Genomic DNA, 13,236 nt, shown 5'->3' with positions numbered 1-13,236 from the left:
AGCCCGGTAAGCGAAGCGCCACCGGGCAAAACAACGATTACCCCACCAACTCTTCTTTCACCTGCATCGCCAGGTCAAACGAATGTAGCCGTGCCTGATGATCAAAAATCTGGCCGTTAACCATAATTTCATCGGCCTGGGTTTCACGCAAAATGGCGTCGAGACCGTGTCGCACTTTCGCCTTATCACCAACCAGCGACATGCTCAGAGCCTGTTGTACGCCGTACTGCTCAGAAGCGGACCACAGCTGATGCATATTCTCTACCGGTGGCGGTAGCTGGCCGGTTTCGCCACGACGCAGTTTCACAAACGCCTGCTGCATTGAGGTGAAAAGAAATTCGGCATCGCGGTTGCTGTCGGCGGCAATGATGTTGATGCACACCATCGCATACGGCTTTGCCAGCCGCGCTGAGGGCTTGAACTGGGTGCGATACAGATGCAGCGCCTGATGCAACATATCCGGAGCAAAGTGCGAGGCGAAGGCAAATGGCAGGCCGAGCTGGGCTGCCAGCTGTGCGCTGTACAGGCTGGAGCCTAATAACCAGACCGGGATCTGCTCGCCGTAGCCGGGAACCGGGCGTACATGGGGATTAGGATCGCGGGCGTCGAACCAGTCCACCAGTTCAGCTACGTCGCGCGGGAAGTTATCGATATCACCACTCATATGGCGGCGCAACGCGCGCATGGTCGGTTGGTCGCTACCCGGCGCGCGGCCAAGCCCGAGATCGATTCGTCCCGGATACAGCGTATTCAGGGTACCGAACTGCTCGGCGATCACCAGCGGCGAATGGTTGGGCAGCATAACGCCGCCAGAACCAAGATGCAGCGTGGTGGTATTGGCAGCCAGATAGCCAATCAGCACAGAGGTCGCCGCGCTGGCGATGCCGGTCATGTTGTGATGTTCTGCCAGCCAGTAGCGGTGGTAGCCGCGCTTTTCGGCCAGTCGAGCGAGATCAAGCGAGTGTGTGAAGGCCTCTTTTGCCGAAGATCCTTCAGGGATCGGCGCCAGATCCAGCACCGAGAACGGAATAGTTTTGTCAGTCATAACGGCTCACTTTGTTACCGGTTAATCTTTTAATACTGCATTAAAGATTAGCGAATGTTGTTAACAAAGTGAGCTATTAATCACGGCTGTAGTTCAAGACCTGCCAGTCGCTTCCAGTAGCCGTTGCAGTCGCTGTGGGCAGCAAGCGGTAATGGGGCAGTGCCATTTTCATTGGCGCGGAAGGCATCGAGCATAGCGAACGTGTCGCTGCCTGAAGGGGACAGACGCACAATATCAACCAGACCCTGCATCGATGTCAGCTCGTTGCCGAGGTTGTAAACATAGCCGCTCATAGTCTGGATGCCGTTGAGGACAAAGACCTGCTGATTCTCCTGCGACAGCACATCGCGCCCATTCGGGTATTTGATGCAGCAGGTTTCACACTCGTCTTTTGGACGGTCTTCAGAGCGTGCGGTAAAGCAGCGGGCAGAGTACGCCAGCGGCAGATGCCCGTAGCTCAGTACCTCTACTTCAAACTGATTGCGAATACCCAGCTCTTCACACTGGTTGAGCAGATTGACCAGCCAGTCACGGGACAGTTCTACCGGCATACACCAGCGCACCATGCCCTGCCTGAGCAGCAAACGCAGGGTTACCGCGTTGTAGCAGTTGAGCGCATGCCCGGCGACAAACGGCAGCTTACGCTCGGCGCACATGTTTACCACGCCGAGATCGCTGGCTTCCAGCAGGAAGTCGCCGTTTTCGACATAGCGCTTCAGTTCTCCCAGCTCAGAGGAGGCCTGCACCAGCGCCAGCGTTGACAGCACCACCTGTTTACCGCTGCCAGCGAGCGATTTCGCCATATCGATCCAGTCGCCTACTTTGGTAGCGCGGCGTTTACTGCACACCGCTTCGCCAAGATAGATAACGTCGGCCTGGCTGGTGGCGGCCTGCTGATAAAAATCTTCCAGCGTTTCTTTCGGCCAGTACCACAGCACCGGCCCTAAGGAATATTTCATTGCTTCTCTCACTGCCATTTACGGTGATACGCGCCAAGCGTGGTCTGCGTGCCTTCGGACATTGAACCGAGCGTTTCCATCCACGCGGCCTGTGGGGCGTAGTTTTGCGGGTCGGCCATACAGCGGTCGATCGCCTGGCGCCACACTTTCGCCACCTGGCTGACGTAGGCCGGGCTACGCTGACGCCCTTCGATTTTCACCGAGGCAATATTGGCCGCCAGCAGTTCTGGCAGCAGCTCCAGCGTATTCAGGCTGGTGGGTTCTTCCAGCGCATGATAGCGCTCGCCATCAACCAGATAGCGGCCTTTACACAGCGTCGGATAACCGGCGTTTTCTCCGTCCTGATAACGGTCGATCAGCACTTCATTAAGACGGGATTCCAGCCCTTGTTGGGTCTGCTGCCAGCGAACAAAACGGGCAGGAGAGCAGGCGCCAACCGTATTAGGAGACTCGCCCGTCAGATAGGATGAAAGATAGCAGCGACCTTCCGCCATAATGCACAGACTGCCAAAGGCGAACACTTCCAGGGGAACTGGCGTGACGCGAGCGAGCTGCTTCACCTGGTGAATAGACAGTACGCGCGGCAGTACCACGCGGGCGACATCAAAGTTGCGATGATAGAAATTAATCGCCTCTTCATTGGTTGCAGATGCCTGAACAGAGACATGACGCTCAATATGCGGGTAGCGCTCTGCGGCATACTCAAGCATGGCGAGGTCGGCGAGGATCAGCGCATCCGCACCCAGTTGCGCCGCCATATCTACGGCACGTTGCCAGCGCGCGTAACCATCCGGATGCGCAAAGGTGTTAATCGCGATGTGCAGCTTACGGCGGTGCTGATGGACAAAACTCACCGCTTCCTGCAATTTTTTCTCGGTAAAATTAAGGCCGGCGAAATGACGGGCGTTGGTATCATCTTTCAGCCCGATGTAGACCGCATCAGCGCCGTTCTCGATGGCCGCCTTAAGCGCCGGGAGGTTTCCGGCAGGGCAGAGCAGCTCCATAATTTATCCTGAACGTTGCGCCGTAAAGGGCGCAGAAATGTTAACGAAGAGGGATTTTAGTTAACCTTGCTGAGACAATTTTTGATTTGAGGCAGTTAAAGTCGTATTGGTGATACCAATAAGAGGTAACAATTTCGTAGCGAATTGTTGATTTATGCCGCTATGTCGTTTATTTGATATGGCAAAATAGCAGGATAATTGAAACAGGGAGTAAAGCTCGTGTTGGATAAACTGCGTTCACGCTTAGTACATTTTGGTCCTTCTCTGATGAGTGTACCGGTTAAACTGACGCCCTTTGCGCTGAAGCGCCAGGTTCTGGAGCAGGTCCTGAGCTGGCAGTTTAGTCAGGCGCTGGCCGATGGGGAGCTGGAGTTTCTCGACGGTCGCTGGCTGAGCATTCATGTGCGTGACATTGGCCTTAAATGGTATACCTCTGTTGAGAACGATAAACTTATCGTCAGCCAGAATGCAGAGGCGGATGTGAGTTTTAGCGCGGATGCCAGCGATCTCCTGATGATCGCGGCGCGTAAGCAGGATCCGGATACGCTGTTCTTCCAGCGTCGCCTGGTGATTGAAGGTGATACAGAATTAGGGCTGTATGTAAAAAATCTGATGGACGCCATCGAACTGGATCAGATGCCTAAAGCGTTGCGCGTCATGCTGATGCAGTTGGCGGATTTTGTTGAGGCGGGAATGAAAACGTCGCCAGAAACCAAACAGACTTCGGTAGGTGAGCCATGCTGATTCGAGTTGAAATTCCCATTGATGCCCCAGGTATTGATGCATTGCTGCGTCGTTCATTTGAGAGCGATGCGGAAGCGAAATTAGTGCACGACCTGCGTGAAGACGGTTTCATAACGCTGGGTCTGGTTGCTACCGATGACGAAGGTCAGGTAGTGGGTTACGTCGCGTTCAGCCCTGTCGATGTCCAGGGCGAAGACCTGCAATGGGTCGGCATGGCGCCGCTCGCGGTGGATGAAAAATACCGTGGACAGGGCCTGGCGCGTCAGCTGGTCTATGAAGGACTCGATTCCCTGAACGAGTTTGGTTACGCCGCGGTGGTTACGCTGGGCGATCCGGCGCTGTACAGCCGCTTTGGTTTTGAGCTGGCTGCCCATCATGACCTGCGTTGCCGCTGGCCGGGTACCGAAAGCGCGTTCCAGGTTCATCGCCTGGCGGACGATGCGCTGGAGGGTGTGACGGGCCTTGTGGAATACCACGACTACTTCAATCGTTTTTAAGCGCCGGGGGTTTGCAGGCTGCTCAGTAGTGCCTCAAGCCCTTCGCCTTCAACAAGGCGCTCTTTCTGCCGCTTTGTAAGCTGTTTGACGCGATATTCTAAGCGCAGGGCCAGCGAACGGTCGCCGACCTGAGCCGCAAATGCCAACGTGAGTTCCCCCTTTCCGCGCAGCGCCTTCGCGCCTTTCCCACTTTGATGCTGCTTATAGCGGCGCTGCACATCGGTGGTTATTCCGGTGTATAAGGCGTTGTCCGCAGTACGGATCAGGTACAGATACCAGGGTGTCATTGTCACCATCGACGTGATAATTTTCAGGCCTACAGTATAAAAGAGAACAGAAATGGAAACACTGACTGCGGTGACCCGCTGGCTGGCAAAGCAGCACGTCGTGACCTGGTGTGTACATCATGACGGTGAATTATGGTGCGCCAATGCGTTTTACCTGTTTGATGCGCAGAAGATGGTGTTCTATGTGCTGACCGAAGAGAAAACGCGCCATGCGCAGATGTCCGGGCCGCGCGCGGCGATTGCCGGCACGGTAAATGGTCAGCCCAAAACGGTCGCCCTGATTCGTGGCGTACAGTTTAAAGGGGAAATCCGGCGTCTTGAAGGGCAGGAGAGTGAAGCCGCGCGTAACGCCTACAACCGCCGTTTCCCGGTTGCCAGAATGCTGCCTGCGCCCGTGTGGGAGATTCGACTGGATGAAGTCAAATTCACGGACAACACGCTGGGCTTTGGCAAAAAAATGCACTGGCAACGTGATCTATAGTTAATAGAGTGATTAAAGAGTCAGGGGAAGATTAGCGATGAGTCAGGTATTAATAACAGGCGCAACGGGGCTGGTCGGCGGAAATTTGCTGCGTATGCTGCTCAATGAACCCCGGGTCAATGCCATCACGGCGCCGACGCGTCGACCGCTGGCTGATACGGCTGGCGTCTATAATCCCTATGATCCGCAGCTAACCGATGCGCTGGCGCAGGTCACCGAACCGGTAGATATTGTCTTTTGTTGTCTGGGAACCACCCGGCGTGAAGCGGGTAGCAAAGAAGCGTTTATCCATGCTGACTATACGCTGGTGGTGGACACGGCCCTGACGGGGCGTCGGTTGGGCGCTCAGCATATGCTGGTGGTCAGTTCGATGGGTGCCAATGCCAATTCACCGTTTTTTTATAACCGGGTGAAAGGGGAAATGGAGCAGGCGCTGATCGCGCAAAATTGGCCGCGGCTGACGATTGTTCGGCCTTCAATGTTACTCGGAGAGCGGGATAAACAGCGGGCGAATGAGAGATTTTTAGCGCCGTTATTTCGGCTGCTGCCGGGGAACTGGAAGTCGATTGAGGCGCGTGATGTAGCCCGGGCTATGCTGGCGGAGGCACTGGCACCTGGACATGAAGGCGTTTCGATCCTGACCTCTTCCGAACTGCGCGAAAGAGCCAAATAAAATGCCGGAGAGGACGCTCTGGCGTCCCCATCCGGCATTTGTAGCAGTCTTACTTAATAAACGTAAAAGCCGTCGTGACGCGTTTCACGCCGCTTACCCGGCTGGCGATGTCTGCCGCAGCCTTCGCTTCACGTTCAGTCACCAGACCCAACAGAAACACTTCCCCGTTTTCGGTGGTGACTTTCACGTTAGAGGATTTCACCTGATCGCTGGTCAGCAACTGGGAACGTACTTTAGTGGTTATCCAGGTATCGTTAGACGCATCGCCCAGGCCGATTGGCTGACCCTGACGGATCTCATTAAAGACCTCAGTGGTACCTTCTACGCCCATCGCAATCTGTTTTGCCCGCGCAGACAGTTCGCTATTTGGCGACTGACCGACCAGCAGCACTTTACCCTGATACGCGCTCACGTTGATACGCGCCTCTTTCTTGATCTGGGCATCTTTCGACAACGCGGTATTGACGCGTAATTCCAGGGTTCCGTCATCTACCTGGGTGCCTACACTGCGAGGATCCGTCGCGGCTTTGGTGCCGACAGCAGCAGTTCCGACAACGGCGGCAGCGACACAGCCTTGCAGCAGCAGGGCAGCGATAATCACAGCAAGCGGCGAAAATGCCTTCATGTGTACTCCTTAATCATCCTGGTGAGGGAAAAGCGTGTTATCGATGAGATCGCAGAGGCAGTTGACCGTCAGCATATGCATTTCCTGAACGCGGGCGCTGTGGTGTGAAGGGATACGGATTTCAACATCCTGCGGCCCCAGTAACCCGGCCAGCTCCCCTCCGTCATACCCGGTCAGTGCGACAATAGTCATGTCGCGTGTCACGGCGGCTTCAACGGCTTTTACGATATCGCGGCTATTACCACGCGTAGAGATTGCCAGCAGAACATCACCTGCATGTCCCAGCGCACGGACTTGTTTTGCATAAACTTCGTCGTGCAGGCGATCGTTGGCAATCGCAGTTAAGACCACATTATCAGTATTTAGTGCAATCGCAGGTAAACTTGGGCGCTCTGTTTCAAAACGATTGATCATGCTGGCAGCAAAATGCTGTGCGTTGGCAGCGGACGTCCCATTACCACAACAGAGAATTTTGTTGCCATTGAGCAGGGACTGAACCAGCGTCATGGCTGCACGGGAGATCGCATCCGGAAGTGCTTCAGCCGCAGCTATCTGAGTTTGAATGCTTTCTGTAAAGCAGACTTTAATTCTATCTAACACGCTAATCCTTAAGAACCAGGCTCTGAATCTTCAACTATGAGCGGTCGTTGAACGCGTCCTTAAACCACTCAACATCATTTCCGGTGAAGGCTAACACATCGAACCGGCAATCCACAGTATCAAAACTTCCATTGTGGCGCGCAAGCCACAAGCGGGCAGTCTGTAATAATTTGTGTTGTTTGCTCCGGGTCACACTCGCCGCTGCACCGCCAAACTGGGCTGAGCGCCGATAGCGAACCTCAACAAATACGGTGGTGTTGCCTTCACGCATTATCAGGTCGATTTCGCCGCCACGCTCACGCACGTTGGCGGCGATAAAATGCAGTCCCTTGCTCTGCAGCCAGTCACGCGCGGTGGATTCCCACGCGTCACCGGTCTGTTTACTCGTTAACTGGCGGGGACGACTTGTCCTTGCTGGTATTTGAGCCATGATAACTTCCTGTTAATCACACAATCCTGCGTTGCGGTTAAGGCTCCGGTGTTGCCGTTAATTTCGAAACCCTGCACCTGACGCATCTGCGAGAAGTGGTTGGCAAGCGACCAGGCATCGACGCCCATCGCGTACATACGTGCCAGCGAGTAGTCGTTACGAACCGCGCCCAGCGCCTGCTGCATGAGAGGGGCGTTAGCGCCTGCTAGCATCGGAATTTCGCTGTACTGCAAGCCTTCCATCTCCAGACGGAAATCCGGGCCGGCAGTTCCCTGCGCGCTACGGGAGCTGGCGTACAGCGTGGCACCGCTCTGGCTACCGTTGCGCATGGCGATCATCGGCTTTATAAATGCAATTTCTTCCGGCGTTGCCAGAATATATACGGCATCAACACGACCGCTGCCGCCGGTGATTTGCGCATCGGTAGGCGCTGCCGGGATGGTCAGACCGCCAATCGTCACGCCAGGCTGCGCGGGTACAGAAGAGGTGACCGGGCTGCCCGTCAGGGAGATCCCCGAGCCGCCGTTGACGCCCATTTTCAGCTCAGCGGTGGAGCCGAATTTCTGCTGCAGCACCACGCCGCCACCCAGTTTTTGCCACTCCTGTGCAAAGGCGTTGGCAACGCGATCGCCTAACGAACTCCGCGGGATCAACAACAGCGGCGTCTGTTTTCCTTGATCGCGAATGTGGCGTGCTGCGTCGCGCGCTTCATCTTCTGGCGACAGAGCGAAGTAGCAGACGTTCGGCAGGTTTTTCACCGACTCCGGCTGATTAAGCGCCAGGACGTTTAATGGCGTGTTGCTTTTCATCAGCTCTTCAACATTGTTCTTCAACAGTGGGCCAACCACGATGCTGGCGCCATCCTGCTGAACCTGAGTCAGGATCTGATTCAGCGGTTGTGATGACGTGTCGTAGATTTTCAGCTCCGCGGACGGATTCGCTGGTGCGCTGGCGGTTGTTGGCTGCGCAGGCGCTGTTGGTTGTGGGGCTGTAGCTTCTGGCTGTGCTGGCGTCTCGTTGGTCAGATCGCTTACTGACGCCTGAGCCGGGCTGGCAACACCGTCAGTCGTTTGCGGCTGTTCCGTGGTCGTCGCAGCCGCTGTATCCGCAGCAGGCGCGGCAACAGCAGGGGCCGCTACGGGTTGAGTACCCATATTTTTCGCAGCTTCAAAGCCTTGCTGAATAGTACGGCCAAATACAGCGGCCTGACCGTTCAGCGGCAGCAGCAGAGCAATTTTGCTGGTGGAAGCGGGTTTAAAGCTCTGCACGTTAACCAACTGCGTTGGCAATAGTTTTGCCCCTGGGTTTTGTGGATAACGTTTCTGCCAGTCAGCAATACCGGCTTTCATCATGTCTGGATCGTTACGGTTATCGAACCAGACGCGCTGGAGATCTAACCAGCCTTGCAGCACGTTTTCATCCGCATTGATGACCAGCGTCTGCGCTTGCTCCTGGGTCATGGATGACAGCGCCTGCCAGGTGGCATCCATGTTTTTCTGCTTAGCGTTCGCGGCCAGCAGCGGTTCCTGGGCGATCAGCGCGCGCAGTAACGTCAGTGATGGACGACCCTGGTTGACGTCGATTTGCGCCTGCCAGTATCTCGCCTGCTGGTTTTGATCAAAATCGGCGGGGGTTAGCTTATCCAGCAGGGTCTGTGCGCCAGCGACATCTTTCTGCGCGAGCTTAATTTCGACGGCCAGCAGTGACTGCTCACGACGCTGGGTATCGCTTAACTTCTGTGGTAGCTGGTTGAACAACTCGATAGCCTGTTGGCTCTTGCCTTCTTTCAGCAGTGCACGAATGGCGAGTAATTGCCAGTTGGTCTTGCTATCATCTGAGCTTTGCTGCATTTGTTGCAGATAAAAGCCGGAATCAGCCTGCGCAGTGCCCTGCATATGGGCTGCACTCTGGTCTGGCGCCTGGGTGCCACAGCCTGCGAAAATCAGTGCTGCCAGAATGACTGGTAGCGCGCGTGCGGCTTTCAAACGAGAAAATGTTGAGGGTACCATACTGTATCCAGTGATATTTTTTTACTCAATGCTCAATATTAAATCGGCAATACGGACGACACAATGAAACAACACGAATCGGCGGATAATTCTCAAGGCCAACTCTTTATTGTACCTACTCCTATAGGAAATTTGGCTGATATTACCCAACGAGCGCTCGAAGTTTTACAAGCCGTTGATTTGATTGCCGCTGAAGACACTCGTCATACAGGACTCTTGTTACAACACTTCGCGATTAACGCGCGTTTGTTCGCTTTACATGACCACAACGAGCAACAAAAGGCCGAAACGCTGGTGGCGAAGCTTAAAGAAGGGCAAAACATTGCGCTGGTTTCCGATGCCGGAACGCCGCTGATTAACGATCCTGGCTACCATCTGGTACGGACCTGCCGCGAAGCAGGGATCCGCGTTGTTCCCCTGCCAGGCCCTTGCGCGGCGATTGCTGCCCTGAGCGCTGCAGGTCTGCCTTCAGACCGCTTTTGCTATGAAGGTTTTCTGCCTGCCAAATCGAAAGGGCGTCGTGATGCGATGAAAGCCATTGAGGCTGAACCGCGTACGCTTATTTTTTATGAATCCACCCACCGCCTGCTTGATAGCCTGGAAGATATGGTTGCCGTCTGGGGCGAATCCCGCTACGTGGTGTTGGCGCGTGAGTTGACCAAAACCTGGGAAACCATTCACGGTGCGCCGGTTGGCGAACTGCTGGCGTGGGTCAAGGAAGATGAAAACCGTCGTAAAGGCGAAATGGTGCTGATTGTCGAAGGACACAAAGCGCAAGAAGACGACCTTCCGGCTGATGCGCTGCGTACGCTGGCCTTATTGCAGGCAGAGCTGCCGCTGAAAAAGGCCGCCGCACTGGCCGCTGAGATCCACGGCGTGAAGAAGAATGCGCTGTATAAGTACGCGCTGGAACTGCAGGGGGAGTAACAGTGAGCACCTACCAACCACCTTTCGTCATCACTCCATTGATCCTCAATCAAGTCATTGAAATTGGGGAGTTGATGGGGAATTGGGCGGCGATGGCTGGTAGGGCATCTCCTCTTTTGCGCAAAGAGAATCGTATTCGCACTATTCAGGCCTCTTTAGCGATTGAGCATAATTCGTTGACTACGGAACAAGTCACCGCTCTGATGGAGGGGAAACGTATTCTGGCTCCGGCTAAAGATATACAGGAAGTCAGAAATGCGATTCTGGCCTATGAAAAAATGTCAGAGTGGAAAAGTGAAAGACTCTCCGATCTTTTACAGGCACATCAAATCCTGATGATGGGGCTTGTCGATAACCCGGGTCAATTGCGAACCGGCAATGTCGGTGTTTACAGGGAGAAACAGCTTATCCATATGGCCCCACCGGCGTCACAAGTTCTTCGATTGATGAATGACCTACTGGGCTGGTTAAAAACGACAGAGCTCCACCCACTGATTGCTGGTGCTATTTTCCATTATGAATTTGAATTCATTCATCCTTTTGCCGACGGCAATGGACGGATGGGCCGGTTGTGGCAGACATTAATCCTCCGTGAGTGGCGATCGGAATTGGCGTGGTTACCAGTAGAGACACTGATCCACTACCAACAGGATCGCTACTACCAGGTGTTAGGGCAGTGCGATCGGCAAAGTAGCTGCACGCCATTTATAGAATTTATCCTTGAAAACATCATCTCTGCTTTGCAAGAGGGATTGGGGAAATCATCAGCCCTGTCGGAAGAAATGTCGGAAGAAATGTCGGAAGAAATGTCGGAAGAAATGTCGCCTGATTTACTGGATATTGAAAAACGCATACTACAAATCTTGTCGAATCAGCCAGGCAGATCCGCCAAAAGTATCGCTGATGAGTGTGAAATCTCAGCCCGAACTGTAGAACGCTATCTGAAAGCGTTGCAGCTAAAAGGCAAACTGCAACGCGTTGGCGCGACGAAAGGGGGGCTATGGAGGGTAATTTAAACGACCAGCAGTTCAACCCCTGTTTTGGCCAGCGCTGATTTATCCTGTTTGCTGATACTGTCGTCGGTTATTACGCAGTTAATCTTCTCCATTGGAAGTACCTGATTAAAACCTCGTCGGTTAAATTTTGTTGCATCCAGTACGGCAATAACCTTATGTGCCGCAGCAGCCATCACGCTACTAATCGAATAGCCTTCGTCGAATGTCGTTATACCATTAGTGGCATCAATCCCGTCGGCGCCAACGAACATCAGGTCTGCGCTTATCCCTTGAAGGGAACGTTCAGCGATAGTGCCATGCATTGAATGAGTTTTGTGACGCACTGTGCCGCCGCAGACGACCAGCGTAATGTCTTTGTTTTCCGATAACGTAAACGCAGCGGGCAGGCTATTGGTAATAACTGTGATATTACTTTTTCGGTTTAGCGCCTCAGCGATCAGTAAGGTCGTGCTTCCGCTATCCAGAATCACGGTCATTCCTTCCTCGACCATTGCCGTTGCAGCCTGAGCGATCCGCTTTTTGGGATCGCTGGCAAGCTGATACCGGTCTTCTAATAATACTTCCTGATTGTCACCTTCAGCCAGATGGCTTCCTGGTTTTGCCGCACCGCCATGAAAACGGGTGACCAGACCCTTCTCTTCTAATAACCGCAGGTCAGCGCGAATGGTTACTTCAGAAATACCAAAGGTATTCGAAAGATCCATTACCAGTACGCTACCTTGCGTATTAATCAGGTCGACAATTTTATTCCTTCTCTCAAATGAGTTCATATTGATTTGCCTGATAATTTGACTGCCACTAGTTTAATCGAAGGATTGCGAAAGGTGAACGCTAAATTTCGAAAGTAAATGTGAGCCAGCGCAGGTTGCTGGCTCGTTGGGTCAGAAGAGTTTGAGCAGAATTTTCCCCTGCATCGGCGCGCCATTGAGTGACTTGACTGCGCTGGCAAAGCTGTCGGCATCACCACTGTGGGCAATTAACGGCTCAAGCTGTAAGCGTTTCTCCGTGAGTAAACGGGCAGCGGTTTCCCACTCTTCTCCAGGCCATGGGCTGGAATAGTTCATCCAACTGCCAAGGATGGTTAACTCTTTACGCAATATTTGCCCAAAAACACCTGAAGCTAGCGCCAGATCGTGATGCAGCGTACCGACTAATGCCAGTTGAGCGCGAGGTCCGGCAATTTCGATCGACAGAGTAACAGTTTGTGGGGTTCCCGCAGTCTCCAGGATGAGTTGGTCAAATTGAATGTTCTCCAGACCAGAGTGGATCTCGGTCGCACTCATCTCCCGACTATTAAATACATAGGTTGCACCCAGTTCTTTTGCTAACGCCAGCTTCTGCGGGTTGATATCAATCGCCGTGATGCTTTTGGCGCCGAGTTCGCGAGCACATTGCATTGCCAGTAAACCGATAGTACCTGCACCAACGATGATCACGTTTTTGCCTTCGCATCCCTGAGCGAGGTGAAAAGCATGCAGGCCAACGGTAATGGGCTCAATGAATGCGCCATCATCAATCGGCATTTCTGAAGGCAGGCGGAACAGGTTGGCGCGTTTTACCACCACATATTCTGCATTGCCGCCTTCGCTGCGCGATCCGACAAACTGATATTGCTTACACAATGAGAAATATCCACGCTCGCACTGAGGACAGTGGAAGCAGGGGAGCAGCGGTACGCAGGCAACGGAATCTCCGGGTTGTAGATCGGTTACGCCCGCGCCGTAAGACTCAACATAGCCACTGAACTCATGCCCAAGTGTGATTGGATAATAGTGAGCGCCATGATTGAAGACTCGGGGAATATCTGAGCCGCAAAGCCCTGAACTGACCACCTTGACCAGTACATCTTCATCAGTTTGTAGTTGTGGTATGGGACGTTCTTCAACGCGTACGTCGCCCTCAGCGTGAATAACCACTGATTTCATAAGTGTCTCCAGAA

The 13,236-nt window shown here is 53.7% G+C and carries 15 protein-coding genes and 1 pseudogene; 6 read left to right on the top strand and 10 right to left on the bottom strand.

Annotated features, from left to right (window positions below; all coding sequences use genetic code 11):
- Positions 1 to 37 precede the first annotated feature (37 nt).
- From HV334_RS21695 to HV334_RS21685, 3 genes are all read right to left on the bottom strand, one after another.
- A complete protein-coding gene (locus HV334_RS21695; protein WP_016154663.1) occupies positions 38 to 1,045 on the bottom strand; it encodes an LLM class flavin-dependent oxidoreductase in 1,008 nt (335 codons plus the stop codon).
- 80 nt (positions 1,046 to 1,125) lie between these two features.
- Positions 1,126 to 2,004, bottom strand: a complete 879-nt coding sequence (locus tag HV334_RS21690; RefSeq protein WP_019077776.1) for a U32 family peptidase — start codon at positions 2,002 to 2,004, stop codon at positions 1,126 to 1,128.
- An 8-nt stretch (positions 2,005 to 2,012) separates the two neighbouring features.
- The gene (locus HV334_RS21685) at positions 2,013 to 3,008 is read right to left on the bottom strand and encodes a peptidase U32 family protein (RefSeq protein WP_016154661.1); all 996 of its coding nucleotides are present in this window, start codon (positions 3,006 to 3,008) and stop codon (positions 2,013 to 2,015) included.
- A 219-nt stretch (positions 3,009 to 3,227) separates the two neighbouring features.
- Between HV334_RS21685 and HV334_RS21680 the strand changes: the two genes are divergently transcribed.
- Together HV334_RS21680 and HV334_RS21675 are read left to right on the top strand one after the other, a co-directional pair.
- Positions 3,228 to 3,752 carry an SCP2 domain-containing protein gene (locus tag HV334_RS21680; protein WP_016154660.1) on the top strand — a complete coding sequence of 175 codons (525 nt, stop codon included), beginning with the start codon at positions 3,228 to 3,230 and terminating at the stop codon, positions 3,750 to 3,752.
- Positions 3,746 to 4,249 (top strand): N-acetyltransferase, encoded by a 504-nt coding sequence (locus tag HV334_RS21675; RefSeq protein ID WP_047499702.1) that lies wholly within the window; start codon positions 3,746 to 3,748, stop codon positions 4,247 to 4,249. The genes HV334_RS21680 and HV334_RS21675 overlap by 7 nt, the downstream gene beginning before the upstream one ends.
- Here the strand turns inward: HV334_RS21675 and HV334_RS21670 are convergent.
- Positions 4,236 to 4,545, bottom strand: a pseudogene (locus HV334_RS21670) (GIY-YIG nuclease family protein). The gene HV334_RS21675 and the pseudogene HV334_RS21670 overlap by 14 nt on opposite strands.
- A 43-nt stretch (positions 4,546 to 4,588) precedes the next feature.
- On the opposite strand from HV334_RS21670, the gene HV334_RS21665 reads away from it, so the two are divergent.
- Complete coding sequence (locus tag HV334_RS21665) at positions 4,589 to 5,017, top strand: YhbP family protein (protein WP_016154657.1); 429 nt, start codon at positions 4,589 to 4,591, stop codon at positions 5,015 to 5,017.
- A gap of 37 nt (positions 5,018 to 5,054) precedes the next feature.
- Entirely contained in the window at positions 5,055 to 5,690 is a 636-nt protein-coding gene (locus HV334_RS21660) for an NAD(P)H-binding protein (RefSeq protein WP_047499696.1), read from the top strand.
- Positions 5,691 to 5,739: 49 nt separating this feature from the next.
- Here the strand turns inward: HV334_RS21660 and dolP are convergent, their stop codons facing one another.
- From dolP to HV334_RS21640, 4 genes are read right to left on the bottom strand one after another with little or no spacing between them, the layout of a single operon-like run.
- Positions 5,740 to 6,315, bottom strand: coding sequence for a division/outer membrane stress-associated lipid-binding lipoprotein (gene dolP, locus HV334_RS21655; RefSeq protein WP_003024954.1), 576 nt, complete (start codon positions 6,313 to 6,315; stop codon positions 5,740 to 5,742).
- Between the two features lie 9 nt (positions 6,316 to 6,324).
- Positions 6,325 to 6,915 carry a DnaA initiator-associating protein DiaA gene (gene diaA, locus HV334_RS21650; RefSeq protein ID WP_003024948.1) on the bottom strand — a complete coding sequence of 197 codons (591 nt, stop codon included), beginning with the start codon at positions 6,913 to 6,915 and terminating at the stop codon, positions 6,325 to 6,327.
- 34 nt (positions 6,916 to 6,949) lie between these two features.
- Complete coding sequence (locus HV334_RS21645) at positions 6,950 to 7,345, bottom strand: YraN family protein (protein ID WP_016157561.1); 396 nt, start codon at positions 7,343 to 7,345, stop codon at positions 6,950 to 6,952.
- Positions 7,303 to 9,354, bottom strand: coding sequence for a penicillin-binding protein activator (locus tag HV334_RS21640; protein WP_103767069.1), 2,052 nt, complete (start codon positions 9,352 to 9,354; stop codon positions 7,303 to 7,305). The genes HV334_RS21645 and HV334_RS21640 overlap by 43 nt, the downstream gene beginning before the upstream one ends.
- A gap of 63 nt (positions 9,355 to 9,417) precedes the next feature.
- Between HV334_RS21640 and rsmI the strand changes: the two genes are divergently transcribed.
- Positions 9,418 to 10,281, top strand: a complete 864-nt coding sequence (rsmI, locus tag HV334_RS21635; RefSeq protein ID WP_181220890.1) for a 16S rRNA (cytidine(1402)-2'-O)-methyltransferase — start codon at positions 9,418 to 9,420, stop codon at positions 10,279 to 10,281.
- 2 nt (positions 10,282 to 10,283) lie between these two features.
- Positions 10,284 to 11,297, top strand: a complete 1,014-nt coding sequence (locus tag HV334_RS21630) for a Fic family protein (RefSeq protein WP_103284276.1) — start codon at positions 10,284 to 10,286, stop codon at positions 11,295 to 11,297.
- Here the strand turns inward: HV334_RS21630 and HV334_RS21625 are convergent.
- Positions 11,294 to 12,067 (bottom strand): DeoR/GlpR family DNA-binding transcription regulator, encoded by a 774-nt coding sequence (locus tag HV334_RS21625; RefSeq protein WP_181220889.1) that lies wholly within the window; start codon positions 12,065 to 12,067, stop codon positions 11,294 to 11,296. The two genes, HV334_RS21630 and HV334_RS21625, sit on opposite strands and share 4 nt — an antisense overlap.
- A gap of 111 nt (positions 12,068 to 12,178) precedes the next feature.
- The gene (gatD, locus tag HV334_RS21620) at positions 12,179 to 13,222 is read right to left on the bottom strand and encodes a galactitol-1-phosphate 5-dehydrogenase (RefSeq protein ID WP_181220888.1); all 1,044 of its coding nucleotides are present in this window, start codon (positions 13,220 to 13,222) and stop codon (positions 12,179 to 12,181) included.
- Positions 13,223 to 13,236 lie beyond the last annotated feature (14 nt).

It is taken from the genome of Citrobacter sp. RHBSTW-00944, from assembly GCF_013615435.1.
Lineage (GTDB): Bacteria > Pseudomonadota > Gammaproteobacteria > Enterobacterales > Enterobacteriaceae > Citrobacter > Citrobacter braakii.
Note: the sequence above shows the minus strand (reverse complement) of the source record. Positions and strands in the feature narration are given on the sequence as shown.